Below are 25,921 nucleotides of genomic sequence, written 5' to 3'. Positions count from 1 at the left end.
GCAGGAGCGAGCAAGCTCGCTCCTACACGGGGACCGGCTGTTCCGCCTCCTGATGGTGCGTGGAGCCAATGAACATATACATCGCCGGCACCATGAACAGCGTCAGCACGGTACCGATCGACAACCCGGCGAAGATCACCAGGCCCATGTCATGCCGTCCCGCAGCCCCGGCACCGGAGGCCCACACCAGCGGCACCACGCCCAGCACCATGGCGGCGGTGGTCATCAGGATCGGCCGCAGACGCACGCCGGCGGCTTCTTCTATGGCCTCACGCTTGCTGTGACCGGCGCGCTGCAACTCGTTGGCAAACTGCACGATCAGGATCCCGTGCTTGGTGATCAACCCCAGCAACGTCACCAGCCCCACCTGGGTGTACACGTTGATCGAGGCAAAGCCCATGGTGATAAACGCCAGCGCGCCGAAGAGTGCAGGGGGCACCGAGAACAGGATCACCACCGGGTCGCGGAAACTCTCGAACTGAAACGCCAGGGCCAGGTACACGATCAGGATCGAAAACATCAGCAGGCCGAAGAACCCGCCGGATTCCTGCATGAACTGGCGTGATTCGCCGGAGAAGTCCGAGGTGTAACCCGACGGCGCAATATTGGTCAGAATGGTGTTCAGTTTCGCCAGCAGTTCGCCCTGGGCCACGCCGCTGACGCCCGACAGGGTCGCCGAGTTGAGTTGCTGGAAGTGGTTGATGGATTCCGGCTGGGTCGAGGTTTCGATATGCGCCACGGTGCGCGCCTGGATCATGCTGCCGGATGGGGTGCGGATGTAGTAATCGAGAATCTGGTCCGGGTTGAGGCGATCAACCTGCAACACCTGGGGAATGACTTTGTACGAGCGCCCGGCAGTGGAGAAGTAGTTCACGTAGTTGCCGCCCAGTGCCGCGGACAGCGCCGCACCGACGTCGGCCTGGGTCATGCCCAGTGCGGCGATTTTTTCCCGGTCCACCACCAGCTTGGCTTGTGGCTTGTCGAGTTTCAGGTCCATGTCGGAGAAATAGAACAGCTGTTGTTTCTGGGCCTCGGCCACCACGGCCTGGGCGACTTCGTTGAGGTTTTCCACCGAGTCGGTGGTGGTGATCACGAACTGCACCGGCAAGCCCTGGGCGCCCGGCAGCGATGGCAGCGGGAAGGCCGCAATGGTGGCGCCCGGCACCTGGTTCCATTTCTGCTGGAGTTCCAATATCAGTTGGGCCTGGGAGCGCGAGCGGTCGCCCCAGTTTTTCAGCAGCACACCGCCCAGGCCCTGGTTGAGGATAGGCAACCCGGTCAGCTGGAACATCTGCGCGTATTCCGGCTCTTTGTTGGCGATCTGGAAGGCCTGGTCGGCGATGCGCTCCATCTGCTGCGGAGAGGCGGTGGGCGGGCCCTTGATCTGCATGAACACCAGCCCCTGGTCCTCGGTGGGCGACAGTTCGCTTTTGGCGGTCATGCCGCTGGCGGCCACCAGCAGGAACAGCACAAAACCAAACGTCACCAGCACCGGCCATACGTTCAGGCCACCCGAGAGTATGCGGTGGTAACGGCCCCGCAACCAGTCAAAGTACTGATCGAGTTTGCGCGCAAACCGGCCTTCTTCCTGCCCGGACTTGAACAGCCGGGACGTCATCATCGGCGAGAGCGTCAACGCCACCACGGCCGACACGGTCACGGCACCCGCGAGCGAGAAGCAGAACTCCTTGAACAGCGCACCGGTAAGGCCGCTGCGCAGCCCGATGGGCACGTAGGCGGCGATCAGCACCACGGTCATCGCGATGATCGGCCCACCCAGTTCCCGCGCGGCAACCAGCGCAGCTTCCAGCACGCCTTTGCCTTCCTCCTTGATATGCCGGTCGACGTTTTCCACCACGATAATCGCGTCGTCCACCACCAGGCCGATCGCCAATACCAGGGCAAGCAGGGTCAGCAGGTTTATCGAGTACCCCAGCAGGTACATGATGAAGAAGGTCCCGACCAGCGACAGCGGGATCGCCACCAGCGGCACGATCACCGCGCGGAACGAGCCGAGGAACAGGTAGATCACCACCGACACAATGATCATCGCCTCGACCAGGGTCTTCACCACCTCATAGATCGAGGTGTTGATGAACTCCGTGGAGTCATACACGATCTCGCCGCGTACCCCGGTGGGCAACTGGGATTGCAGCTCGGGGAAGGCCTCGCGCACGCTGTCGGCCACCGTCAGGATATTGGCAGTCGGCGCCGTCTTGATGCCGATGAACACCGAACGCTTGCCGGAAAACGCCACGCTGCTGTCGTAGCTTTCGGCGCCGAGGGTGACGGTGGCCACGTCCTCCAGGTACACCAGGGCATCGCCTTTCTGCTTGACCACCAGCCGCTTGAATTCATCCACCGTGTGCAAGTCGGTCCCGGCCGTCAGGTCGACCGTCACCGTTTGCCCACGGGTGGAACCGACGGCAGACAGGTAGTTGTTGTTGGCCAGGGCGGTGGACACGTCCTGGGCGGTCACGTTATGCGCCGCCAGTTTGTTCGGGTCCATCCAGGCGCGCAGGGCGAACTGGCGCCCGCCGAGGATTTCTGCGGTTTGCACGCCCTGGATCGAGTCCAGCTTGGGCTTGACCACCCGCACCAGGTAGTCGGTGATGTTGTTGGTGGGCAGGGTGTCGCTGTAGAAACCCAGGTACATGGCGTCGGTGGTCTGCCCGACCGCCACCGTCAGCACCGGCTCCTGGGACTGCGCCGGCAGTTGGTTCTTGACCGAGTTGACCTGGGTGTTGATCTCGGTGAGGGCCTTGCTCGCGTCGTAATTCAGCCGCAGCGTGGCGGTAATCGTCGAGACACCGGTGATGCTGGTTGAAGACAGGTAGTCAATGCCCTGGGCCTGGGCGATGGCCGATTCAAGCGGCTGGGTGATAAAGCCGGCAACGGTGGAGGCGTCCGCGCCGTAGTAGGCGGTGGTGATGGTGACCACGGTATTTTCGGTGCGTGGCCATTGGTTCACCGGCAATTCGAAGATCGAGCGCAGCCCCAGGATCAGGATGAACAGCGAGACAACAATCGCCCAGACCGGCCGCTGAATAAAGGTATCGGTAAGCTTCATGGGACACCTTCAGTGTTCTTGGGGAGTCGGCGCAGGATCGTTCAGCGGCGCGGCGCTGTTATCGACCTTCACCGGCGAGCCATTCTTGAGCTTCATCTGGCCGCTGGTGATCAGCAGGTCGCCTTCCTTCACGCCCGACAGGATCGCCACCTGATCGCCCCGGGTCGGTCCGGTCTTGATAAAGGTCTGTTGCGCGGTGAGGACTTCCTCACCCTTGTCGTTCTTGCTCGATGTGGCAATGAATACCGTGGTGCCGTAAGGGTTGTAGGTCACCGATGTCTGCGGAACGGTGAGGTAGCGCTGCGTCGCACCGGAGTTGACCACGGCGCGGGCAAACATCCCGGGCACCAGGTTCTGTTTGGGGTTGTCGACGGTGGCTTCCACGGTGACATTGCGCGTGGTGGCGTCGAACTGGGTGTCGATGGTGCTGATCTTGCCGGTGAAGGTTTGATTCGACAGTCCGTCGGCCGTTACCGAAACCCCTTGGCCGATGGCGATGGCCTCCATTTGAGTCTGGGGCACCGTGAAGTCGATGTAGATCGGATCGAAGGTTTGCAGCGTGGCGATCTTGTCGCCGGGGTTGAGGTATTGGCCAGGGTTGACGCTGGTGATGCCGATGCGCCCGGCAAACGGCGCGCGGATGGTTTTTTTCGCCACTAGCGCGCGCTGTTGTTCGGCGGCGGCGAGCTTGGCTTTGAGGTCGGCGGTGTCAGTGTCCACTTGTGCCTGGGAGATGGCGTTAACCGCCAGTTGCGCCTTGTCCCGCTTGAGGACGATCACCGCCAGGTCAGCCGTGGCCTCAAGGGAATGCAGTTGCGCGATGTCCGAGTCGGCATTCAGCTGGACGAGCAGCGCCTGGGCCGCCACTTCTTGCCCGGGCGTGAAGCCGATGGTGCGCACGATGCCGCCCACTTCAGTGGTCACATCCACCCCCCTGACCGCTTTCATTGAGCCCACGGCGCTGACATTCGGTTGCCAGTCGCTGAACGGCACCTTCATGGCCGTGACCACGGAGGCCGGCAGGGGCATTTTCGACTGGGCGATCAGCGCCGAAATCTGCACGAACTTCACCCCGGCAATGATCGCGACAATCACCAGCACCACCACGATCATGATGATCATCGGCCGCCACAGTCGGCGCTTGCGCGGTGCGCCGGGCTCGGTGGGCAGGGGAGAGGCGGTTATGACGTCAGCCATGGATGTTCTCGCTGTTTCAAGAGTTCAGTTCAGTTGAACCGTGCCGAATCGGCAGGCGCTGCCTCGTTCCTGGCCGGCATGATCTCGTTCCACGACGGCAGGCCGAACCGATCAGGCCGGCCCTTGGTGGCAGGGTCCACATCGGCACGGTTCCACCATCCGCCACCCAATGCCTGGAAGAGCGCGGTGGTGTCGCTGTAGCGGGAGGCCTGCGCCCTGACGCGGGCCAGCACGGTGTTCTGGTAGGTTTGCTGGGCCGTGAGCAGGTTGATGTACGCCACGGCACCGAGTTTGAACTGCGCCTGCACCAGGTCCAGGTTGGCTTGGGCAGAGCGCTCGGCCACCACCTGCTGGTTGAGCGCATCGGCATCCGCCTCCAGCGCCCGCAGCGCATTGGCCACGTCCTGGAACGCGCCGATCACCGTGCCACGGTAGCGGGCTGCCGACTCGTCATAGGCGGCCACGGCAGCGCGTTTGCGATGTTCGAGTGCGCCGGCATCAAAGATCGGTTGGGTGATCGACCCGGCAAGGCTCCAGACCCCACTGCCCGCCGAAAACAATTTGGTCCCGCTGGCCACCGTGGAGCCCACCGACCCGGTAATGCTGAACTGGGGCAACTGATTGGCGACGGCCACGCCGATATTGGCACTGGCCTGATGCAGTTGCGCCTGCGCAGATCGCACATCGGGCCGCTGGCCAACGATGGCCGAAGGCAGGCTGAGCGGCAGTTCTTCGGGCAGGTGCAGGGAGGCGAGGTTGAAGCGCTCGTCCCGGTCCTGGTTGGGAAACCGGCCGAGGTAGGCCATCAACTGGTTGCGGGTCTGGGCGAACTGCTTTTGCAGGGGCGGCAAGGTGGCACGGGTTTGCGCCAGCGCGGTCTGCTGTGTGAGCACGTCGGTGTCACCGATCGCACCCAGCCGGCGCTGCGCCTGCAGGACGTCGAGCTGATCACTCTGTAGCCGAATGATGGTTTCGGTGGCGGCGATCTGGTCGCGTATAGAGGCGAGGCTGACTGCGGTGTTCACCACATTGGAGGTCAACGTGAGGTAGGTCGCCTCCAACTGGAAGCGCTCGTACTCGGCCTGGGCCGAGGTGGATTCAATTTGCCGACGCGTGCCGCCGAATACATCCGGGGCATAGGACACGCTCAGCGACGCCGAGCTCACCGTGAGAATCGGCGACTCCGGCAGGCCCGAGGTGACGCCCGATACTTTCTCGCGGGCCTTCTGCACGTTGCCGCTCACCGAGAGAAACAGCGACGCCTGGTCGGCATAGACCAGCTCGTTGGCCTGGCGCAATGCCGCCTGCGCGGCGGTGACATCCGGGTTGGCGCGCAAGGCTTCCTCCACCAGCGCGTTCAGTTCCGGTGAGCGGAACAGCGTCCACCATTGCCCGGGAATATCCATCCCGGCGATCAACCGCTGCGCCGCACCGCCGGTGTCGATATCGGCCTTGGCGGTGGAGGTGAGTTTTTCTCGTGAATAATCGGCGTTCGCCGGCACCTCAGGACCCGCGAAATCGGGCCCGACGGTGCAGCCGGCGAGGGCGATGCACAGCAGGCTCAACGGAGCCAGAAGGTGGGGTGGTCGAAAAAGGGCGCGGCTGTGCGCCACTGGTTGCGGTGCCGATGCAAGCTGCCGAGGCTGCTCTTTCATATTTACTCTGATTAATCAGTTGGTTAACTGCTTTATTTGTTGAGCAATGAGTGCGCGGGCATCGGGCCATACGGCTGAAAAAATGGCGCGAGAGTCGCCGAATTCAAATCAGTGTAGGTGGTGCAGGCGGGTACGCAACGTCCGTGCGCGCCGACCATCCACAAAAATGCATTTAACGCATTAATATCGAATTAGGTTATGCGTTATAAGTATTTTACATGCAGCCGTCAGCCCCTCATCGTAGCCCTCCCTACGAACACTGCCGAGACCGCACGCGCGGATCGACTTTCAATGCTTGAGAAGGCATCTGGAGACGAACGTGCGTTACCTGACAAAACTGGCGGCCGGGTTGGCCGCCACGCTGCTGTGCCTGACCGCGAACGCGCAAACGCTGGTGGTCGGAGACCAAAGCTACAACGCCCAGGCCGTGATGGAAGCGGCGGGGGTGCTGGATGATCTGCCCTACACACTTGAATGGAAGCAATTCACCGCCGGGTCTCCGGTGGCGGAAGCCCTCAATACCAACAGCCTCGACATCGGCCTGCTCGGCGATGCGCCCGTGCTGTTCCTCGGTGCACTCGGCGCACCGATCAAGGTGATTGCCATCAGCCGGCAAAACCTCGAGGGCGTGGCCATCCTGGTGAAAAAGGATTCCTCGATCCACAGCCTTGCGGACCTCAAAGGCAAGCGCGCCGCCATCTGGAAAGGCTCCTGGAGCCAGCAATTGCTGCTGACCGCACTGGATAAGGCCGGCGTGCCGAAAGAGGCCCTGGAGTTGCGTTACCTCAGTGCACTGGATGCTTCCCATGCACTGGAAGGCGGTTCGGTCGACGTCATCGCCACCTGGGAACCCTACGTCACCCAACAGGAACGCCAGGGTGCACGGGTATTGGCGACCGCAGACGGGCTGATCCCGGCTCAGAGTTTCGTCGCCGCCAGCACCAGGGCCGTCGATAACAAGCGTGCGCAAATCAGCGATTTTCTCCAACGCCTGAAGAAAGCCCGTGACTGGACACGCCAAAGCCCGGCCAACGCCGACGCGTATGCAGATGCCTGGGCCAAGCGCACCCGCGCAGATGCCGACATTGCCCGCGCCTGGTTTGCCCGGGCACGCACGACGGTCGAACCGGTGACAGCCCAGTCGCCTGTAGAAGCACAAAAGACCGTGGACTTTTTCGCAAGCCAGGGACTGGTCAAGTCTTACCCGGCAGCCAAGCTGTTCGACGACTCCTTCGCGGCGTCCTTGCAGCCTGCCGTCGCCAAAATTCAGCCCTGAACGCTTCAAGGAATACGTCAGACATGACCCAAAAAAGACAGCTCAAACTGGGCGCCCTGACCATGGGCTGCGGCGGGCCCGGCCGCCACAATCTATGGCTCGACCCTCAACTGCCGGCCGATGCCAGCGTCAACGTCGACTGGTACATCGACATTGCACGCCAGGCCGAGGCGGCATTGTTCGACTTGATGTTCATCGTCGACAGCCAATTCATCACACCAGGCTCGCCATCCCACTACCTGAACCGGCTGGAGCCGCTGACGCTGTTATCGGCACTTGCCGTAAGCACCCGGCACCTGGGCCTGGTCGGTACGCTGACGACCTCTTACAACTCGCCCTATAACGTCGCGCGGCGCCTGGCCTCACTCGACCTGATCAGCAAAGGCCGCGCCGGCTGGAACGTGGTCACCAGCGGCGACGCCGGTACCGCCGGCAACTACAGCCGCGACGAACATTATGACTACGACACCCGCTATGGCCGGGCGGCCGAACACGTCCAGGTCGTGCAGGGCCTGTGGAACTCCTATGAGGAAGATGCCTTCGTGCGTGACCGCGCCACCGGCCGGTTTCTCGACCCCGCCAAACTCCACAGCCTGAATCACAAGGGCGAGCACTTTTCCGTGGTCGGGCCGCTGAATATCCAGCGCTCACCCCAGGGCCAACCGGTGATCTTCCAGGCTGGCGATTCGGAACAAGGCCGCGACCTCGGCGCAGCCACGGCCGATGTGATCTTTACCCATGCTGCCAGCATCGAGCAGGGCCAGGCTTTTTATCGGGATATCAAGGGCAGGGCGCTGCAACATGGCCGTGACCCGGAGCAATTGCTGGTGATGCCCGGCGCCGAGATTTATGTGGGCGATACCGATGAACAGGCGCGTGAAATCGAGCGGCACTACCATCAGGCCGACCACAGTTTCGAGCTGGCGCTGAAGGAGTTCGGACGCAATTTCGGCTGGCATGATTTCAGCCAGTACGACCTTGATGCGCCGTTCCCGCAGGAAAGCCTGGAGGCGGCACGCAGCAGCTTTTTTACCGCGGCCAAACGCATTGCCGATCAGGCACGGGAGAAAGATTTTACATTGCGCCAGGCGGTGGAGTTTGGGCGGCAACTGCGCCCGGGAGCGTTTGTCGGATCGGCGGATACCGTCGCTCGGAAAATGGCTGACTGGCTTGAAGCCCGCGCGGTGGATGGTTTCAATATCTACATCGGCCATCCGGAGCAGTTCAAGCGCTTCACGCACGAGGTCATCCCGTTGTTGCAGGAGCGCGGCGTGTATCGCACGGCTTATGAAGGTACGACCTTGCGGGAAAGCCTGGGATTGAAGATTCCACGGTTTGCGCGCAACGGCGGCGGTTGACTCAAAAAACTGTCCAGATGAATAAATTGGTGGGCCGGGGATTTTTTTAGACATACTGAGGGCTCAAGCCACTCATTTGTCCCGAGACTTTCCTGATGCCATCCCATCCTGCACAAGGGCCTTTCAATCAGGACGACCGGTATCGACTGCTCGTCGACGCAGTGGTCGACTATGCCATCTATATGCTTGATACGAACGGCTTGATTCGCAGTTGGAACTCCGGGGCGAGAAAGATCAAGCAGTACGAACAGAGTGAAGTGCTGGGCAGGCATTTTTCGCTGTTCTACACCCCGGAAGACCTGGCCTCGGACTTGCCGGGCCGGGCACTCAAGAGCGCCGAGCAGTCAGGGCGCTTCGAGGGCGAAGGTTGGCGCATCCGCAAGGATGGGACTCGTCTCTGGGCACTGGTGATCATCGACCCGATACGCGCCGACGACGGCACGTTGATTGGCTTCGCCAAGGTCACACGGGACCTGACCGAGCGTAAGGCCGCGGAGCAGGCGCTGCGCCAGAGCGAGCAGCAATTCAGCCTGCTGGTGCAAGGCGTCACCGACTACGCGCTGTATATGCTGGACCCCAACGGCGTGATCACCACCTGGAACGCCGGCGCCCAGCGCATCAAGGGTTATCAGCCGGCAGAAGTCATCGGCAGGCATTACTCCATGTTCTTCCAGCGTGAGGACGTAGACCACAACGTCCCGCAGCGCGCCCTTGAAACGGTGGTCAGGGAAGGTCGTTACGAAGGGCAGGGCTGGCGCCTGCGCAAGGACGGCACGGGATTCCTCGCCCATGTGGTTATCGACCCGATCAAGAATGAACTGGGTGAGCTGGTGGGGTTTGCGAAGATCACCCGGGACGTTACCGAAAGCGTCCAGGCTCAACAGGAGATCAAGGAAACCCGAGAGGCGTTATTCCAATCCCAGAAAATGGAGTCCCTGGGCCAGCTCACCGGCGGCATCGCCCATGACTTCAACAACCTCCTGATGGTGATTCTGGGGAGTCTTGAACTCGCCAAGAAGCGTGTCCCGCAGGACTCGAGAACCTGCGCCTTACTGAATAATGCCATCGCGGGCGCCCAGCGGGGCGCAACGCTGACTCAGCGCATGCTGGCCTTTGCCCGTCGCCAGGAGCTTGACCCTCAGCCTGTGGATGTGGGCGATCTGATCCGCAACATGTCAGACCTGCTGTCCCGCATGTTGGGCGCAGGCATCAACGTCGACACACAGTTCCCATTGATCCTGCGGCCGGTATTGGTCGACATGAGCCAACTGGAAATGGCCGTCATGAACCTGGTGATCAACGCCCGGGACGCAATGGAAGGTCGGGGCAGGATCCTGATTTCAGCGCGGGAGGATGCGTTTCCCGGCGGGACGAATGACTCGCAAAGGCTGATTTGCATCTCTGTCATCGACACCGGCCCCGGGATGAATGACGCGACCTTGCAACGGGCCATGGAGCCGTTCTTCACCACCAAGGGAGCGGGAAAAGGCACCGGGCTTGGGCTTTCGATGGTGCATGGCCTGGCGGCACAGTCACAGGGCCACTTTGTGCTGAAGAGTCGGGTAGGAGAGGGCACAGCCGCAGAGCTCTGGTTACCGGTGGCGGTGACCGCCACCACACAGTCTGCGGCGCTGGCATCAACTGCAGATACACCCGATGCAGCCCATCAGCAATGCCTCGAGATTCTGCTGGTAGATGACGACCCGCTGGTGCTGATCAGCACCGGGGCGATGCTTGAAGACCTGGGTCATCATGTTGTGTCGGCAGGAGACGGGCATGCTGCGTTGGCGTTCCTGGCGCAAGGCGCGTGCTTTGACCTGGTCGTGACAGACATGGCAATGCCGGACATGACCGGGATCGAGCTTGCCGGCAACATCGAGTCGTTGTATCCCAACCTTCCCATCATTCTTTCCTCGGGCTTTGCGGAAATCTCCCTGGACCTCAAGACCACATTGACGCGCTTACCCAAGCCATTCGATCAATCTGCACTGGCCAGGGTGATCGCCGAAACCATGCGCAGCCGGACCGACAAGCCGTGTTGAGCCAGGCGGCTGGCCGTCCGTTGTTTGTTTCCATGGATGGCCCCAAGGGTACTGGCAAAACCACATTGCTGGAGTCCGTAACAAAAGCGCTTAGGGCTGACAACAGAATGGTGATCCGGCTTTGCGAGAGAAAAAGCGATCCCTTCAGAAGTGAAACAATGACCCTCGTTAACAGACTCGCCAGGCATCCCGGCCTGGATCTGGAGTGGGAGGTTTGTGAACGCTTCGCTGATAGCCGCGCGTGGATTTCCCGGCACGTGCTGGCTAGACAGCCACCAGGCAGCATCGTCCTGATCGACCGCTGGTACCCGTCTGATGCCGCGTTTCGCCGGGAAGTCCCGCTGGCAGAAATCCTGCAGTTGAACATTGATCGAAACGTGCAAGTGCCGGACCTGCATATCGGGGTCGTCACTGACCCTGATATTTCATGGGCACGGGCCGCGGCACGCCGGCGTGGGCTGAGCAGTACCGTGATCCACACGCTGGCAGAACATGTCGCCTGTACCCGGGCGTTCGAGCGAGCGGTTGCGGATCACGGCTGGGTGTTATGCCGGAATGAAGGAACCATTGAGGGCGCGACACGGCAGGTGGTTGCCGAAATTTATAACGTCCTTGAGTCCTTCCAGTGTGATTGACCCCGCCGATACGGTCGGCTATCGAGCCCTGTTCAGGCACTTGCCCCGTTGAACATGCTGACCAGGCTATAGGGGGCATCGTCACCAAACAGCAACTCATGCAGTTCATTCCCCTCGGCAGCCATTTGCGCGCTGCGCGGGAACATGGCCTGTTCGTATTCGCCCAGGGCGGCTTCGACGTCATCAGGGTATGAGGCGATGGCCTTGCCGAGTTCGGCACCATCGTACATGGCCAGGTTCGCGCCTTCGCCATTCGGGGCCGCAAGGTGTGCGGCATCACCGATCAGCGTTACGCCCGGCACCCGGTCCCAGCGGTGCTCAACCGGCAGCATAAAGAGCGGGCGCCAGACCAGTTCGGTGTCACTGTCGGTGATCAGCGCCGTGAGGGCAGGGGACCAGCCTGCGAATTCCTGCGCGATCCGTGCCGCCGCCGTTGGCGTGTCGGTGAAATCGATGGCGGCAAACCAGCTTTGGGATTCGGTGAGCACTACGTAGGTGTGCAGCGTGGCGCCCGTCTCACGGTGCGCCTGGATCCCTTTTCCCGGTTGAAGTGCGAACATCGCACCGCCACCTACCGCCCTGGAGGTGGCCGGGTGCCGGGCGTCGCTGTCATACAGGTAGGTTTCGATCAACGAGCGGCCCATGTACTCGGGGGCAGCGTCGCTGAGCAGCGGCCGGACCTTTGACCAGGCTCCGTCCGCGCCAACCAGCAGGTGGGTGGCAACGCAAGTGCCGTCGGCGAAGGTCACTTCGTGGCGACCCTCGCCGAGGGCGCGCACGCTCTTGACCTTGTGGCCCCAACGCACAGTACCGGCGGGCAGTGAATCGAGGAGCATCTTGCGCAGTTCGCCACGCATGACCTCGGGACGGCCGCCTGTGCCGTCGTCGGGTTGATCCAACAGAGTGGCACCCTGCCAATCAAGCACCCGAGTCGCCTCGCGACCTTTCAGGATAAGCGCGCGGAACTCGTCCGTCAGGCCCGCTGCCTGCAAGGCCAGTTGGCCGTTGTAGTCGTGGATATCGAGCATCCCGCCTTGGGCGCGTGCGGTTGCCGACGGCTCTGCTTCATAGACGGTGGCGGCAATACCGTGGACGTACAGCACGCGAGCCAGGATGAGACCGCCCAGGCCAGCACCGATGATTGTGACGGGGGTGTGCATAGGGTACCTGTTGAATGTGAGAAATCTTCCGGACTGTTTTTACGCTATTTTGTGGAAAAAATGGCCTGGTTCAAGGGGTTTACTTTCCGCAGGCGATTGAATATAAAGTTTGCTTCGGCGCACAACCGTTGTTGCGCCCCATGATGTTGACAGGAGGAAGCTATGTCACCGTTAAACGTGATGAAGTTCTAAACGATCAAACCGTCACCCCCTCGCTTGAAAACCTCGAAACACGCTGGTCTCAGCATTGGCAGCTCGAAGGCACGTATGCCTTTGACCACAGCGCCCAACGCGACGCTGTATTCTCCATCGACACGCCGCCACCGACAGCCTCAGGTTCGTTGCACGTTGGCCATGTCTTCAGCTACACCCACACCGATATCATCGCCCGGTTCCAGCGGATGCGCGGCAAGGCTGTGTTCTACCCCATGGGTTGGGACGACAATGGCTTGCCGACCGAACGCAGGGTCGAGAATTTCTACGGCGTACGTTGCGACTCGTTGGCCGCTTACCAGCCTGGCTTCAAACCCTCCGAGTCGATTCCATTAAAACGGGCTGACTTTGCCGTCATCAGTCGGCGCAACTTTATCGAGTTGTGCCATGAGCTGACGGCCATCGATGAGCAAGCGTTCCGTGCACTGTTCGTGCAACTGGGCTTGTCCGTTGATTGGAGTCTTTCATACGCCACCATTGATGAACGCTCCCAACGAGCCAGTCAGCGCGCGTTACTGCGTAACTACCAGCGTGGCGAACTGTATAGCCAGGAGGCTCCGTGCCTCTGGGATGTGACGTTCCAGACGGCCGTAGCCCAGGCAGAGCTTGAGGAGCGCGAGGTTGCGGGTGCGTATCACGAACTCGGCTTCGACGCGGCTGATGGTGCCGAACTGAAGATTGCTACGACTCGACCTGAGTTGCTGATGGCATGCGTGGCGCTGGTGGCTCACCCGGACGACGCTCGTTATCAGGCGAGGTTCGGGCAGACCGTGCGTGCGCCGATTTTTGACCTGGACGTTCCGCTGCTGGCCCACCCTTTGGGTGACCCCGGCAAGGGCACCGGGTTGGCGATGGTCTGCACCTTTGGCGATCTAACCGATGTGATTTGGTGGCGGGAGTTGCAGCTGCCCACACGGTCAGTCCTGGGAAAGGACGGGCGCCTGTTACTTGAGACGCCCTCCTGGTTGACGACTCCGCGCAGCCAACAGGCCTACGCAGGCCTGGCCGGCCGTACCCTGTCCCAGGTTCGTACGCAGCTCGTTTCGATGTTGCGTGACTGCGGCGCCATGCGAGATGAACCACGACCGATTAACCACGCGGTAAAGTTCTTCGAGAAAGGCGACCGGCCTTTGGAAATTCTCGCGACGCGGCAATGGTACTTGCGCAATGGCGGACGCGACGCGAACCTGAGGGACGTGTTGCTCGACGCTGGCCAGGCGTTGGACTGGCATCCGCCGCACATGCTCAGGCGTTACGAGCATTGGGTAGGGGGGTTGAATGGAGACTGGCTAATCAGTCGCCAACGTACGTTCGGCGTGCCGATTCCGTTCTGGTATCGCCTGGACGCGCAAGGCGAAGCCGAGCATGGCGCTCCGATTATCGCCAGTGAGGCAAGCCTGCCTGTTGATCCGGGCCTGGATATACCGCCTGGGTATCGACCCGAGCAGCGTGGTCAACCCAACGGGTTTATCGGTGAACAAGACATCATGGACACCTGGGCCACCAGTTCCCTGACGCCTCAGATTGCCGGCGGCTGGGGAGAAGACGATGGGTTGTTTGCCAAAATATACCCGATGGACCTCAGGCCCCAAGGTCACGACATAATCCGAACCTGGCTGTTCTCGACACTGGTACGCAGCCATTTTGAACACGGTTGCGCGCCATGGCGCAACGTAGCGCTTTCCGGGTGGATCCTTGATCCTGATCGCAAGAAAATGTCCAAGTCCAAGGGGAATGTGGTCACCCCTCAAGCCTTGCTCGACCAGTATGGAAGTGACGGCGTGCGCTATTGGGCTGCCTCGGCGCGGCTCGGCAGTGACACAGCCTTTGAAGAGCAGCAGATGAAAATCGGCCGCCGCCTGGCCGTCAAGCTGTTCAATCTTTCGAGGTTGGTTCAAGGCTTTGCGAAGGATGACACCGGGGATATCGACCAACCGCTGGATCAAGCCATGCTTGAACGCTTGGGTGGCGTAGTCCAGGACGCTACCGTCGCGCTGGAGGCCTATGACTACAGCGGGGCGTTGTCGCGTATCGAAGGATTCTTCTGGTGGTTTTGCGATGACTACGTCGAATTGGTCAAGCGTCGTGCCTATCGACCCGACGGCTACTCGGCGCGTAATGCATTGGCACATGCGCTGAGCGTGCAGCAGCGACTGTTTGCGCCATTTCTGCCCTTTGTGTGTGAGGAGGTCTGGCAATCCTGGAATTGCGGCTCAGTGCACAAGGCGCCCTGGCCGCAAGGGGGCGCTTGCCCTGACGCGGCTGTTGAACAGTTATTGATGAGCCTGAGCAGCGTGCTGTCTGCGATTCGCAAAGCAAAGTCTGATGCCAGCCAGTCCATGAAGGCTCCGGTAGCACGTGTTGAGTTGGTCGACAGCGCCGCGCAGCTTGAACTGATAAAAGGCGTCAGCCAAGACCTGATAGAGGCGGGGCAGGTCGAGGCCTTGGTGTTTATAGAGGGCGCGGAGCGGCAGGTCGATGTCTGGCTGACGTAACGTGGAGTGGTGCCGACCGCCTCAGTGACACCCACTGGGGCGGGCCGGACCACGCATCAGCCTGCGTCAATCGAGCCACATCGGAACAATTGAGCGTATGAGCAGAAGCGAATAGGAATAGGCAAGCCTCATAGATGATCCGGCATAGGTCGCCAGCGGTTGCTTGGCTACCATTAGCACTCAGTAACCGAGAGGAATTTCCATGAGCACTCGCAAAACCCTGTTCATCACCGGCATCAGCAGCGGCTTTGGCAAGGCCCTCGCGACCGAGGCACTGGCTGCAGGCCACCGTGTCATTGGTACCGTTCGCAACGAAGCCGCGCTGCAAACGTTCGAGGCATTATCAACGGAGCGTGCTCATGGCGTGATCCTGGATGTCACCGACTTTGAGCGGATCGACAGCGTCGTTGCCGAGATCGAGACCCGCTACGGCCCGGTGGATGTGCTGGTGAACAACGCAGGTTACGGCCATGAGGGCATTTTCGAAGAGTCGCCGCTGGAAGAAATGCGTCGTCAGTTCGACGTCAACGTGTTCGGCGCCGTTGCCGTGACCAAGGCGTTCGTGCCGTACTTCCGCCAGCGCCGCAGCGGGCACATCATCAACATCACGTCCATGGGCGGCACCATCACGATGCCGGGTATCGCCTACTACTGCGCCAGCAAGTTCGCGCTGGAAGGCATCTCCGACACCCTGAGCAAAGAACTCAAGCCATTCAACATTTTTGTCACCGCTGTGGCGCCAGGCTCATTTCGCACCGATTGGGCCGGCCGCTCGATGCAGCGTACGCCCCGCAGCATTGCCGACTACGATGCCAGCTTTGATCCGGTACGCCAGGCGCGCGAAGCGAAAAGCGGCCACCAACTGGGAGACCCGCAAAAAGCCGCGCAAGCCATGCTGCAGTTGATCGCCAGCGACAACCCACCGGCCCACCTGCTGCTCGGCAGCGATGCGATAGGCTTTGTGCGCGAAAAGCTGACGCAATCCCTGCGTGACATCGACCAATGGGAAGCACTGACACGCTCTACGGATGGTCACGCTTCGTGAAACCGCAAGAGGGGCCTATGAATCATTTTGCCGCGCGAACCCGGCGCATGGTCCAACTGATGGAGCAGTTGGCCCCCCTGGAGGGCTACAACCTGAGCGCACTGGAAGACATACGCTTTCTGCGCTCCAATCGCCCGCTGACCCGCACGCCAGTGCTCTACGAGCCTGGCATCGTCATCCTGTGCCAGGGGCGCAAGCTCGGCTATCTGGGCGACGAGGTCTACCTTTACGACGCCCAGCACTACCTGGTGGTGTCTGTGCCAGTGCCTTTCACCATGGAAACCGACGCCAGCGAAGAGGAACCGATGCTGGCGGTATACATGCGCCTGGATTTCAAACTCGCTGGCGAACTGATCCTGGAAATTGACGAAAAATCCGGTCCGACCCACGAACGTCCCAAAGGCATGTATTCCTCGCCGATGGACGAGATGTTGCGCGAGTCCACACTGCGCTTTCTCGAAGCGATGAGCCATCCGGTCGATGGCCCGATCCTCGGCCCCTCGCTGGTGCGCGAGATTTACTACCGGATCATCGCAGGTGAACAAGGAGGGTCCATGCGGGCGGCCCTTGGCAAGCAAGGCCATTTCGCAAAGGTGACCCGCGCCATTCGCAAGATACACAGCTGTTACCAGGAGCGGCTGGACGTCGAGTGCCTGGCCCAGGAGGCAAGTATGAGCGTACCCAGCTTTCATCTGCACTTTCGAACAGTCACCGACTCCTCACCCATGCAGTACCTGAAATCGACGCGTCTGCACCAGGCAAGGTTGTTGATGCTCCGCGACGACATGTCGGCCTCATCTGCGGCTTTTAACGTGGGCTATGAAAGCGCATCGCAGTTCAGCCGAGAGTTCAAGCGCTACTTCGGCCGCACACCCCATGCTGAAGTCGAATGGATGAAAGCAACCTATTCGCTGCCAGCGCCGGTGCAGCCTTCTGTCTATGTGTCTTCGCACTGACCTGACAGCCAGGGCGCTGCCCCGTATCTGATTTTTCTGCATATGCCAATTTGACAGGCTGCTGTTATTTTTTATTCTTTCCTAACCTATGCTCCCCTCATGCAAAGTCCGCCTCCAGCGATGGCTTTCCATTGCTCATCAACCGCCAGGCTGAATGGCCTTTATTCGCATGGAGCATGCAATGGGTGTGAATCAGAACCCACATTTCGGTCTGATTGGGCAGATGTTCAAAAGTGACTACAGTTGGCTTTGCACGCGGGTAAGCCGGGCGATGGGTTGTGCCCATGGGGCTCAGGACATTGCATCGGAGACCTTCCTGCGGGTACTGGCATTGCCCGACCCTTCGCAAATCCGCGAGCCGCGGGCGTTGCTGACCACCATCGCGCGGCGCCTGATGTATGAGGGCTGGCGTCGCCAGGACCTGGAACGTGCCTACCTGGAAGCATTGGCCCAGGCGCCGATGATGGTGCACCCGTCGCCCGAGGAGCGTTTGCTGTTGATCGAGACGCTGCTGGAAGTCGACCGCTTGCTCGACGGTTTGTCGGCCAAGGCCAAGGCGGCGTTTTTGTATCACCAGCTGGACGGTTTGACCTATGCGCAGATTGCCGAGCGCCTGCAGGTCTCGGTCAGCCGGGTTCAGCAATACATGGCCGATGCGTTCAAGCGCTGCTACCTGGCGATGACACAGCCATGAGCCACAGCGCGCCGGATGAGGCGATCATCGACGAGGCGGCGCAGTGGATGGCGTTGCTGCAATCCGGGCACGCCAGTGCTCAGGAGCACCAGGCGTTCCGTCGCTGGAGTGAGGGCGACCCACGGCGTGCCGAAATCTTCAACATGATGGGCGGCGTTCCGGCCGTGCTGAACAATGACGAACTGCGCCGCATGCCCCGCGACAGCCTGTTGCACACCCTCAACGCACCGTCGGGCCGCCGGCGCTTCTTGCGCAATACCCTGGCGCTGGTTGGCGTTGTGTCGTTTGGAAGTCTGATCACGCGGCTGTCCGACAGCTGGTTGCCGTTGGGCGCTTTGCGCACCGGTACGGGCGAGCGCTTGAACCTCACGCTGGAGGATGGCAGTGCATTGACCCTGGATGCGCGCAGCAAGGTGCTGACGCATTTCGATGCTCGGCAACGGCTGTTGCAGTTGCTCGACGGCAAGCTGCTGGTCGACGTTTTCAAGGACAGTCTCAGACCGTTTATCGTCGAGACCGAACACGGCCGCATGCGCGCGTTGGGTACGCGGTTTCTGGTACAGCAGGGCGAGGATCGAACCCAAATCACGATGCTGCATTCCCAAGTGGAAATCACCACGCGCGACGGCGCTGTGCAGGTGATCAGTGCCGGCCAGAAAGCCACGTTCAATGCCCATGGCATCCTCGACCTGGAAACCGCCAGCGGCGGCGAGGCCTCGTGGACCCAAGGCTTGCTGGAAGTGCGTGACCGCTCATTGGGTGAAGTGGTGCAAGCCCTGCGTGACTACCGGCGCGGCATCATCCGCGTCAGCCCCGAGGCGGCGAGCCTGAGGCTGAGCGGGATTTTCCCGCTGGACGACAGCCAGGGCGCCCTGCAATTGCTGGCCAAATCCTTGCCGGTGCAGATCGATTATCACAGCCCTTATTGGGTCAGTATCGAGCGCCGATAAAAATAATTTTCCCAGCCCTATAAAACCCCCGCCACTGTTGCACAACCCAATACAGGCCAGGGTGTATCTGCCTGGGAGAGTTGTTTCGGGCCGTTATAAACCCATGCTTTTTTAGCCTAACGGCCGCCTATAAAAAAACCCGATCTGTTGTTCAACCCATCAACGGCATATCAATGATGGGAACCTCAACCATGCAACGCAAACCTCTCAGTCGCGCATCTCTGGCGGCACTGTCTCTGACGATTGGCCTGACCTTGGCGGGACATGGCACGGCGGTGCTGGCACAGCCGCTGTCTGCGATATCGACCGCCCAGACTTTTGATTTTGATATCGCCAGCGGCCCCCTCGACCAAGCGCTGTTGACCCTGTCGCGCAGCAGCGGGCAGATCATTTCCTTCCAGCAAGACCTTGTGCAAGGCCTGACCAGCGCGCCGGTGCGGGGCACCTTCACCACCGAGCAAGCGCTGCGACAGGCGCTGCGCGGTGCAGCCCTCGACGCCGTGCCCAGTGGCGACGGCGGTTGGACCCTGCGCCGGGCGGCCAAGCCACCTGCAGCGGCGGTCAAGGCGGCGCCCACGGCGGCGAAAGTCCCGGGTGATGTGGCGTTGGAAAAGGTCGTGGTCACGGGGTCACGCATTGCCCGTGCCCAGGTTGAAGGGCCGTCGCCGGTCACGGTCATCACCGCTGACGAAGTCACCCGCAGGGGCTACAAAAACGTCTACGACGCCATCGCTTCGCAAACCCAGAACACCGGCATGACCCAGGGCGAAGACTACGGCAACACCTTCCAACCGGCCGCCAGTGCCCTCAACCTGCGAGGGCTGGGGCCGAACCACACACTGGTGCTGATCAACGGCAGGCGCGTGGCCGACTACCCCACGGCGTACGACGGCGCGGTCAACTTCACCAACCTGGCGAACATCCCGGCGGTGATGATCGAGCGTATCGAGATCCTCAGCAGCGGCGCCTCGGCGGTGTATGGCTCCGACGCGATTGCCGGGGTGGTGAACATCATCCTCAAAGACAAGATCAGCGGCGTGGACGTCAATCTGCGTGGTGGCGCCGCCGAGCGTGGCGGCGGCGACAACCAGCGCCTGCAGATCAGCGGCGGCGACACCTGGGGCGATTTTGACGGGGTATTCGGCCTGGAGCTGACCCAGCGCCAACCGATCTGGGCCAACCAGCGCGGCTTTATGAGCGACGGCCCGGCCAAGGATGTGGGCTACCGCCGTAACCTCGACAGCGGCGCCTACCTCGGCCCCGGCTGCGGCGCCTATGGCGGTATCTACAACGGCAAGCTCGGTGGCAGCAGCACCCGCTGCACCACCAACCAGTACTACAACGACTACTGGACCTTGCAGGCGCAAAAGGAAAACTATGACGGCTACACGCGCGGCACCTGGCACTTCAGCGACACCGGCAAAGTGTTCGCCGACTTGATGTTTGGCTTTGATCACACGCAGAACAACACGCGCGGCCCAAGCTTCACCTCGCCGGACTTTATCAACCGCAACACCGGTAACCTGGAGCGCTGGTCACGCAACTTTTCCAGCGAGGAAATCGGTGGCAAGACCAGCAACAACAGCAAATGGCGCGAAGTGTCCTGGACCGGCACCCTGGGCCTGGAAGACAAGTTCACCAACAGTGATTGGGGTTATCAGATTTCGGCGAACCGCTCCGAGTACACCAGCGACCGCACCACCCGCTACACGCCTTTGAGCGGCATCCGCGATTACTACCTCGGGCCGCAACTGGGCACACAGGACGGGCACCCGGTCTTCGCGCCAGACCCTTCGCGGCTGGACCAGCCGCTGACTCCGGAGCAGTGGGATCAGTTTCGCGGCAACCTGGTGCAGAAGAGTAAATCGGTTTCCCAAACCTTCAGCGCCAACATCAACGGCGACCTGTTCGAGCTGCCCGCCGGGCCGGTGGGCTTTGCCGGTGTGACCGAAGTGGGGCGGCAATCCTACAGCGTCGATGTCGACGACCAACTCAATGACGGCACGTTTTACAACACCACGCCGGCCTCCAATTCAGGCGGTTCGCGTGACCGCTACGCCGCGGGTGGCGAGCTGAGCATTCCCGTTACCGACACCTTGCTCGCCTCGGCGGCCGGGCGCTGGGACCAATACAAATTCAGTGGCCGCACCGAGCAACAAAAAACCTACAACCTGGGCCTGGAATGGCGCCCGGTGACCAGCCTGCTGTTTCGTGGTAGCTACGGCACCAGCTTTCGCGCACCCGACCTCAACTACCTCTACCAGGCCGCGACCAATGGCTACACGCCTGACCAGATCGACTATTACGGTTGCAGCAAGGGCGTAGAAGGGGCGTGTGACCGAGGCCGCGTGGATTACACCCAGACCGGTAATTCGGACCTCGCCTCCGAGCGTGGCAAGTCCTGGACGTATGGCTTTGTCTGGTCGCCCTCGCATCAGTTTGATTTCTCCGCCGACTTCTGGCGCGTCGAAATCAAGGACCTGTTGACCACCGTCGACATCAACCGCTTGCTGCAACAGGAAAACCAGTGCCGCAACGGCCAGCTTGATGCGACCACTTGCGCCGACGTCCTGGCACGCATCCAGCGCAATGCCAGCACGGCGGCAGTGGACCCGAACGTGCTGCAACGGGTGCAGGTCAATGCGATCAACGCCGCCAGCGAGCGGGTCAGCGGCCTGGACCTCAAGAGTAATATTCGCTGGGGCGCAGGCCAGTACGGCGCGTTCAGTTCGGCGATTGGCTACAGCCTGGTGCTGTCCCACTACCTCAAGGAATCGGACGATGCGCAAACCCAGAACCTGCGCTCCAGCACCGACAACCACGACTGGCGCAGCAAGGTCAACGCGAGCCTGACCTGGGACTACCAGCACCTCACCACCACGCTGACCGGCATTCGCTACGGCAGCGTGACCAATGGCGCCGGCGATGGGCGCCTGTCGCCGTGGACCACCTTCAACGCCAGCGCCCGTTACCAGGTGAACGAGCAGGCGAGTGTCGGCCTGACCGTCAACAACCTGCTCAATCAGGTCAAGCACGATGACTCCGCCGGCTGGCCGTATTACCCCAGCGGCAACTACGACCCCTATGGCCGCCAGGTCTGGCTGGACGTGAGTTACCACTTCGGCAAGTAGCGCATAAGCCCATGCGCTAACGGTCTAACCGGTGCTCTATAAAAACCCTGGCGTCGACGCACAACCCTGCATAAGTGAGCCTTCAGTGTTTTTGGAAAAGGAGTTGAGTTTGTGAGCCTGTTTCGCTTCATGGTGTGGGCACTGCTGACGGGCCTTTGGGCGCCGTCACTGCTCGCTCAACCGACGCACGCTTTGACGGTATACGGCGAAGCGCCCAAGTACCCGGCCAACTTCAAACACCTGGATTACGTCAACCCGAACGCGCCCAAGGGCGGCAGTTTTCGTCGCTCGTCCATGGAAGGCGGGGCGTTTGATCACCTGATCCCGTATGTCGACAAAGGCACCGGCATCACCCAGATCCAGGGTTGGCTCTACAGCCCGTTGGCGTACCGTTCGCAGGATGAGCCGTACACCGTGTACGGGTTGGTCGCGCAAGGCATGGAGCTGGCAGATGACCATTCATGGCTGCGTTTCTACCTCAATCCCAAGGCGCGTTTTGCCGATGGCACGCCCATCACCGCGCAGGACGTGGCCTACACCTTCAAGCTGTTCACCACCGAAGGCAGCCTGGCGTATCGCCAAAGCTTTGCCGATGTGGACCAGGTGCTGGTGGAATCGCCGACCCAAGTGCGGTTCACCTTCAAAAGCGCCGACAATCGCACCTTGCCTCTGGACCTCGCTTCACTGCCGGTGCTGCCGGAACATTGGTGGCAGGGGCGCAATTTCGCCAACGGCGGCGGCTTTGAACCGCCGGTGGGCAGCGGCCCGTACCGTATCAGCAGCGTGGACAACGGCCGCAGTGTCACCTTCGAACGGGTCAAGGATTGGTGGGGGCGAGACCTGCCGGTGACGCAGGGGCAGTACAACTTCGACACCCTGCGGCTTGAGTTTTTTGCCGACGGCGACGTGTCGCGCCAGATCCTGCAAGCCCAGGGTTACGACTTCAATCGCGAATTTTCCGCCACCAGTTATTCGGTGGGCTACGACGGCGAGGCTTTGCGCGACGGTCGTCTGCAACGTGAACAACTGGCACCGAATGCCGTGCAGGGCACCCAGGGTTTTGTGTTCAACCTGCAAAAACCGCAGTTCCAGGACCGCCGCGTGCGCGAGGCGCTGAGCCTGTTGTGGGATTTCGACTGGAGCAACCGGCAGATGATGCACAGCCTGTACCTGCGCCAGCGCAGCTTCTTTTCCCGCAGCGCATTGGCGGCCACCCAGCTGCCGGATGCCCAGGAGCTGGCCATTCTGGAACCCTGGCGCGGGCAAGTGCCGGAGGAGGTGTTCACCCAGGTCTACCAGCCGCCGCGCACCGATGGCAGCGGGCGCATTCGGCCGCAGCAGGCGCAAGCGCTGAAGTTACTGGCCGATGCGGGCTGGACCCCGCGCGGCGACCAGTTGGTTAACGCCGAGGGCACGCCGTTGCAGTTCACCTTCCTGAATGCCCAGAAAGGCTTCGAGCGTTTGCTGCTGCCCTACAAACGCAACCTGGCGCAGATCGGCATCGGCTTCACGATCCGCATGATCGACTCGGCCCAATACGCCAACCGCGTGCGCGCACGGGACTACGACATGATCGTCAACGGCTACCCGGTCAGCCCATCGCCGGGCCGCGAGCTGACCAACTACTTCGGTTCCGAGAGTGCCGATGACCCTGGCTCCAACAATTACATGGCACTGCGCAACCCGGCGGTGGACGCCTTGATCGATGGCCTTGTCCGCGCCAACGACCGCCGGACCATGGTGCGCTACGCCCATGCCCTCGACCGCGTGTTGCAGTGGGGCTTCTACTGGATTCCCAACTATTACCCGCCGGGCTCGTCCTCGCTGTGGTGGAACCGTTTTGGTCGGCCCCGCACAGCGCCGCTCAATGACGTGGGCATCGACACCTGGTGGGAAGTGAGCCCGACACCGCTGACCACCGCACAGATGCGTCAACTGACTGAGGCTTCTCAACATGCTGGCCTATAGCGCGCGCCGTTTATTGCTGATCGTACCAACGTTGGTGTGCATCCTGCTGGTCAACTTTTTTATCGTGCAAGCCGCCCCGGGTGGCCCGGTTGAGCAAGCCATCGCGCGCTTGCAAGGCATCGGCAGCCAAGCGTCGGTGGCCGGCACACGGGTGGAAACCGGCAGCACTGAATCGCGCACAACTCGTGGCCTGGACCCCGCGCTGGTGGCCGATATCGAGCGCCAATACGGCTTCGACAAGCCCCTTGGCGCGCGCCTTTGGTTGATGCTCAGCAGCTACGCGCGGCTGGATTTTGGCGATAGCTTCTTTCGCGGCGCCAAGGTCACCGACCTGATCCTGCAAAAACTGCCGGTGACTTTGTCCCTGGGCTTCTGGGCCACGCTGATCAGTTACCTGGTGTCGATCCCGCTGGGCATCCGCAAGGCCGTGCGCCATGGCAGCCGCTTCGATGTGTGGAGCAGTGCGGCGGTCATTATCGGCCACGCCATGCCGGCGTTCCTGTTCGCCTTGCTGCTGATCGTGGTATTCGGCGGCGGTAGCCTGTTGAACTGGTTTCCGGTGCGCGGCCTGGTCTCGGAGAACTTTGCCAGCCTGTCATGGGCGGGCAAGGTCGTGGACTACTTCTGGCACCTTGTCTTGCCGGTATCGGCGCTGGTGATTGGCGGCTTTGCCACACTGACCATCCTCACCAAAAACAGCTTCCTCGACGAGATCAGCCGCCAGTACGTAGTGACCGCGCGGGCCAAGGGTTTCAGCGAAAAACAGGTGCTGTACAAACACGTGTTTCGCAACGCCATGCTGCTGATCGTGGTTGGCCTGCCCCAGGCGCTCACCGCGATGTTGTTCGGCGGCTCGTTGCTGATTGAAGTGATTTTCTCCCTCGACGGCCTCGGTCGCCTGAGCTACGAAGCGGCAGTGGCACGGGACTATCCCGTGGTCTTCGGCACGCTGTTTATCTTTACCCTGGTCGGGTTGGTCATCAAGTTGCTGGGCGACCTGTGCTACCGCCTGCTGGACCCCCGGCTGGATTTTTCCGCGAGGTCGCATTGATGCCGGTTTTTACTCCGATCACCCGTCGCCGCTGGCTGCACTTCAAGCGCAATCGCCGCGGCTGGTGGTCGCTGTGGATGTTCCTGGCGCTGTTCGCCGTATGTCTGGGTGCCGAACTGCTGGCCAACGACAAGCCACTGGTGATGGCGTACCAGGGCTCACTGTATTTCCCGGCCTTCGAGCGCTACACCGAGCAGGATTTCGGCGGCACGTTGCCGTTTCAGCCGGATTACCGTGACCCTTACGTGCATGAACTGATTGAAGGGCAGGGCGGCTGGATGCTGTTTGCGCCTATTCCGTTCAGCTACGACACGGTCAACTACGACCTCACGACCCCTTCGCCGGCGCCGCCCAGCGCGAGCAACTGGCTGGGCACCGATGATCAAGCCCGGGATGTATTGGCGCGGGTGATTTTCGGCACCCGGGTATCGCTGTTATTTGCCTTGGCGCTGACCGTGGTGAGCACTTTGATCGGGGTCGCTGCCGGCGCGCTGCAAGGCTATTACGCCGGCTGGGTCGACCTGTTGGGGCAGCGCCTGATCGAGATCTGGTCGGGGCTACCGGTCCTGTACTTGCTGATCATCTTGTCCGGGTTTGTCGAACCGGGTTTCTGGTGGCTGCTGGGGATCATGGCGCTGTTTTCCTGGCTGACCCTGGTGGATGTGGTGCGCGCCGAGTTCCTGCGCGGGCGCAACCTGGAGTACGTGAAGGCCGCGCGAGCCCTGGGTGTGGGCGATGTTCAGGTGATGTTGCGGCACATTCTGCCCAACGCGCTGACTGCCACCTTGACCTACTTGCCGTTCATTTTGACCGGGGCCATTTCGACCCTCACCGCCCTGGATTTTCTTGGCTTCGGCATGCCCACGGGCAGTGCGTCCCTGGGTGAGTTGATCGGCCAGGGAAAAAACAACCTGCAAGCCCCGTGGCTGGCGCTGACCGCGTTTTTTACGTTGGCGTTGATCCTGTCCCTGTTGGTGTTTATCGGCGAAGCCTGCCGCGACGCCTTCGACCCCCGATCCTGATAA

At 61.3% G+C, this 25,921-nt stretch carries 17 protein-coding genes; 13 read left to right on the top strand and 4 right to left on the bottom strand.

Annotation, left to right across the window (positions count from 1 at the left end; translation table 11 throughout):
- Positions 1–22: 22 nt before the first annotated feature.
- The 3 genes from V6607_RS16475 to V6607_RS16465 form a co-directional block, all read right to left on the bottom strand.
- On the bottom strand, positions 23–3,070 hold the full coding sequence (locus tag V6607_RS16475; RefSeq protein ID WP_134326633.1) for an efflux RND transporter permease subunit: 3,048 nt from the start codon (positions 3,068–3,070) through the stop codon (positions 23–25).
- Positions 3,071–3,079: 9 nt separating this feature from the next.
- Positions 3,080–4,192 (bottom strand): efflux RND transporter periplasmic adaptor subunit, encoded by a 1,113-nt coding sequence (locus V6607_RS16470; RefSeq protein ID WP_008433355.1) that lies wholly within the window; start codon positions 4,190–4,192, stop codon positions 3,080–3,082.
- 104 nt (positions 4,193–4,296) lie between these two features.
- Complete coding sequence (locus tag V6607_RS16465; protein ID WP_134326632.1) at positions 4,297–5,922, bottom strand: efflux transporter outer membrane subunit; 1,626 nt, start codon at positions 5,920–5,922, stop codon at positions 4,297–4,299.
- Positions 5,923–6,241: 319 nt separating this feature from the next.
- On the opposite strand from V6607_RS16465, the gene V6607_RS16460 reads away from it, so the two are divergent.
- The 4 genes from V6607_RS16460 (at position 6,242) to V6607_RS16445 (ending at position 11,233) form a co-directional block, all read left to right on the top strand.
- Entirely contained in the window at positions 6,242–7,198 is a 957-nt protein-coding gene (locus tag V6607_RS16460) for an ABC transporter substrate-binding protein (protein WP_087693830.1), read from the top strand.
- 23 nt (positions 7,199–7,221) lie between these two features.
- Entirely contained in the window at positions 7,222–8,556 is a 1,335-nt protein-coding gene (locus V6607_RS16455; RefSeq protein WP_087693829.1) for an LLM class flavin-dependent oxidoreductase, read from the top strand.
- 95 nt (positions 8,557–8,651) lie between these two features.
- A complete protein-coding gene (locus V6607_RS16450) occupies positions 8,652–10,598 on the top strand; it encodes a PAS domain-containing sensor histidine kinase (RefSeq protein WP_134326631.1) in 1,947 nt (648 codons plus the stop codon).
- Positions 10,599–10,630: 32 nt separating this feature from the next.
- On the top strand, positions 10,631–11,233 hold the full coding sequence (locus V6607_RS16445) for a dTMP kinase (protein ID WP_087693827.1): 603 nt from the start codon (positions 10,631–10,633) through the stop codon (positions 11,231–11,233).
- A 32-nt stretch (positions 11,234–11,265) separates the two neighbouring features.
- Here V6607_RS16445 and V6607_RS16440 read toward each other — a convergent pair whose 3' ends face one another.
- Positions 11,266–12,393, bottom strand: a complete 1,128-nt coding sequence (locus V6607_RS16440; RefSeq protein WP_087693826.1) for an NAD(P)/FAD-dependent oxidoreductase — start codon at positions 12,391–12,393, stop codon at positions 11,266–11,268.
- 140 nt (positions 12,394–12,533) lie between these two features.
- On the opposite strand from V6607_RS16440, the gene valS reads away from it, so the two are divergent.
- From valS to V6607_RS16395, 9 genes are all read left to right on the top strand, one after another.
- On the top strand, positions 12,534–15,101 hold the full coding sequence (gene valS / locus V6607_RS16435) for a valine--tRNA ligase (RefSeq protein ID WP_177409856.1): 2,568 nt from the start codon (positions 12,534–12,536) through the stop codon (positions 15,099–15,101).
- A gap of 202 nt (positions 15,102–15,303) precedes the next feature.
- Positions 15,304–16,146 carry an oxidoreductase gene (locus V6607_RS16430; RefSeq protein ID WP_087693825.1) on the top strand — a complete coding sequence of 281 codons (843 nt, stop codon included), beginning with the start codon at positions 15,304–15,306 and terminating at the stop codon, positions 16,144–16,146.
- Between the two features lie 17 nt (positions 16,147–16,163).
- Complete coding sequence (locus tag V6607_RS16425; protein WP_087693824.1) at positions 16,164–17,102, top strand: AraC family transcriptional regulator; 939 nt, start codon at positions 16,164–16,166, stop codon at positions 17,100–17,102.
- A gap of 181 nt (positions 17,103–17,283) precedes the next feature.
- Positions 17,284–17,796: a sigma-70 family RNA polymerase sigma factor gene (locus tag V6607_RS16420; protein WP_003217684.1), complete on the top strand. Its 513-nt coding sequence runs from the start codon at positions 17,284–17,286 to the stop codon at positions 17,794–17,796.
- Positions 17,793–18,746, top strand: coding sequence for a FecR family protein (locus V6607_RS16415; RefSeq protein WP_003217682.1), 954 nt, complete (start codon positions 17,793–17,795; stop codon positions 18,744–18,746). Before V6607_RS16420 ends, V6607_RS16415 begins: the two co-directional genes overlap by 4 nt.
- 191 nt (positions 18,747–18,937) lie before the next feature.
- Positions 18,938–21,877, top strand: a complete 2,940-nt coding sequence (locus tag V6607_RS16410) for a TonB-dependent receptor (protein WP_134326630.1) — start codon at positions 18,938–18,940, stop codon at positions 21,875–21,877.
- A 129-nt stretch (positions 21,878–22,006) separates the two neighbouring features.
- Complete coding sequence (locus V6607_RS16405) at positions 22,007–23,845, top strand: extracellular solute-binding protein (RefSeq protein ID WP_087693838.1); 1,839 nt, start codon at positions 22,007–22,009, stop codon at positions 23,843–23,845.
- Positions 23,832–24,896, top strand: a complete 1,065-nt coding sequence (gene yejB, locus V6607_RS16400; RefSeq protein ID WP_003217676.1) for a microcin C ABC transporter permease YejB — start codon at positions 23,832–23,834, stop codon at positions 24,894–24,896. The genes V6607_RS16405 and yejB overlap by 14 nt, the downstream gene beginning before the upstream one ends.
- On the top strand, positions 24,896–25,918 hold the full coding sequence (locus V6607_RS16395) for an ABC transporter permease (RefSeq protein WP_166742170.1): 1,023 nt from the start codon (positions 24,896–24,898) through the stop codon (positions 25,916–25,918). Before yejB ends, V6607_RS16395 begins: the two co-directional genes overlap by 1 nt.
- Positions 25,919–25,921 lie beyond the last annotated feature (3 nt).

The sequence above is a fragment of the Pseudomonas sp. KK18 genome (assembly GCF_037094675.1).
In the GTDB taxonomy this organism is placed as follows: Bacteria; Pseudomonadota; Gammaproteobacteria; order Pseudomonadales; family Pseudomonadaceae; genus Aquipseudomonas.
The sequence above is the reverse complement of the archived record's forward strand: the minus strand, read 5'-3'. Positions and strand labels throughout refer to the sequence as shown.

Coding starts and splice junctions, on each gene's coding strand:
- V6607_RS16440 (WP_087693826.1), bottom strand. CDS start 12,393: ATGCACACCCCCGTCACAATCATCGGTGCTGGCCTGGGCGGTCTCATC.
- V6607_RS16425 (WP_087693824.1), top strand. CDS start 16,164: ATGAATCATTTTGCCGCGCGAACCCGGCGCATGGTCCAACTGATGGAG.
- V6607_RS16455 (WP_087693829.1), top strand. CDS start 7,222: ATGACCCAAAAAAGACAGCTCAAACTGGGCGCCCTGACCATGGGCTGC.
- V6607_RS16410 (WP_134326630.1), top strand. CDS start 18,938: ATGCAACGCAAACCTCTCAGTCGCGCATCTCTGGCGGCACTGTCTCTG.
- V6607_RS16475 (WP_134326633.1), bottom strand. CDS start 3,070: ATGAAGCTTACCGATACCTTTATTCAGCGGCCGGTCTGGGCGATTGTT.
- V6607_RS16395 (WP_166742170.1), top strand. CDS start 24,896: ATGCCGGTTTTTACTCCGATCACCCGTCGCCGCTGGCTGCACTTCAAG.
- yejB (WP_003217676.1), top strand. CDS start 23,832: ATGCTGGCCTATAGCGCGCGCCGTTTATTGCTGATCGTACCAACGTTG.
- valS (WP_177409856.1), top strand. CDS start 12,534: ATGATGTTGACAGGAGGAAGCTATGTCACCGTTAAACGTGATGAAGTT.
- V6607_RS16415 (WP_003217682.1), top strand. CDS start 17,793: ATGAGCCACAGCGCGCCGGATGAGGCGATCATCGACGAGGCGGCGCAG.
- V6607_RS16445 (WP_087693827.1), top strand. CDS start 10,631: ATGGATGGCCCCAAGGGTACTGGCAAAACCACATTGCTGGAGTCCGTA.
- V6607_RS16465 (WP_134326632.1), bottom strand. CDS start 5,922: ATGAAAGAGCAGCCTCGGCAGCTTGCATCGGCACCGCAACCAGTGGCG.
- V6607_RS16420 (WP_003217684.1), top strand. CDS start 17,284: ATGGGTGTGAATCAGAACCCACATTTCGGTCTGATTGGGCAGATGTTC.
- V6607_RS16430 (WP_087693825.1), top strand. CDS start 15,304: ATGAGCACTCGCAAAACCCTGTTCATCACCGGCATCAGCAGCGGCTTT.
- V6607_RS16405 (WP_087693838.1), top strand. CDS start 22,007: ATGGTGTGGGCACTGCTGACGGGCCTTTGGGCGCCGTCACTGCTCGCT.
- V6607_RS16450 (WP_134326631.1), top strand. CDS start 8,652: ATGCCATCCCATCCTGCACAAGGGCCTTTCAATCAGGACGACCGGTAT.
- V6607_RS16470 (WP_008433355.1), bottom strand. CDS start 4,192: ATGATCATCATGATCGTGGTGGTGCTGGTGATTGTCGCGATCATTGCC.